Source organism: Streptomyces glaucescens (assembly GCF_002154375.1).
GTDB classification, from domain to species: domain Bacteria; phylum Actinomycetota; class Actinomycetes; order Streptomycetales; family Streptomycetaceae; genus Streptomyces; species Streptomyces glaucescens.
In genome coordinates this window covers 1-1,131 of sequence record NZ_MUND01000869.1, presented here as the reverse complement: position 1 = coordinate 1,131, position 1,131 = coordinate 1, and the positions used below count along the sequence as shown (strand labels likewise).

Annotated in this window: 1 pseudogene; it reads left to right on the top strand. The window is 76.9% G+C overall.

Annotation, left to right across the window (positions count from 1 at the left end):
* A pseudogene (locus tag CCN42_RS38645) lies at positions 1-1,114 on the top strand (beta-galactosidase); the annotation flags it as partial.
* Between the last annotated feature and the right edge of the window lie 17 nt (positions 1,115-1,131).

Below are 1,131 nucleotides of genomic sequence, written 5' to 3'. Positions count from 1 at the left end.
GGTCCGCCCCTCGTACCACGCACTGCGGCTCCAGCACCTGCTGCTGGCCGACTTCGGCGACCGGATCGCGGCGACGGAGTCCGTGCTGCCCGAGCGGCAGCCCGACGGCCAGCACGACCGCGACACCCTGCGCTGGGCCGTGCGCGCCGACGGCGACTCCGGCTTCCTGTTCGTCACCAACCACCAGCCGCACGAGCCGCTGCCCGCCCACCCGGACACCGCCTTCACGGTGGAGTTCCCCGACGCGCCCGCCCTCACCCTGCCCACCAGCCCCGTCACCGTGCCTCCGGGCGCGTACTTCTGCTGGCCGCTGCGCCTGGAGATCGGCGGGCTGCGGCTCGACTGGGCCACCGCGCAGCCGGTGTGCACGGTCGAGGACGACGGCCGCACCGTTCTGGTGCTCGCCGCCACCGACGGCATCACGCCCGAACTCGCCCTGGACGCAGGCACGGTGGCCTCCGTGAGCACACCGTCCGGCGAGGTCGTCACCGTCGGCGGCCGGACCCTGCTCACCGGGCTGCGCCCCGGTACGGACGCCCTGGTCGAGGTCGCCGCCGCCCAGCCCTCGTTCGCCGTGTTGCCCGCGCCGGAACGGGACCCGGCGGGGACGAAGGCCACCGAGGACGGGGTGTTCACCCGCTACACGCGGCTCGGCGAGCGGACCGCGGGGGAGACCGCCGTACCGGTCACCCCGCTCCGGGCCGCCGGTCCCGCGCCCCGGCCCGTCACCGGCGTCCAGGGCCGGGCGAGCGCCCCCGCGGACGAGTACTTCGGCACCGTCGCCGCCGAGTACCGCGTCGACGTACCGGACGCCCTCCTCGCGGAGGAGGGACGCACCCTGCTGCGCCTCGACTGGACCGGTGACGTGGCCCGCGCCTACCTCGGAGACCGCCTCGTCGCCGACCAGTTCTTCGCCGGACGCCCCTGGGAGATCGCCCTCGACCGGCTCCCGCCCGACGCGCTGCGCGCCCACGGGCTCACCCTGAGGGTCCTCCCGCTGGCCGCCGACGCCCCGGTGCACCTGCCGGGGCGGGCTCCCGGGGAGTCCGTGGCCGCCGAAGTCCGGGGGGCCGTCGTCGTCACCACCCGCACCTGGACGCCCGGCACCGGCTGAGGCCCGGCCGGCCGGGC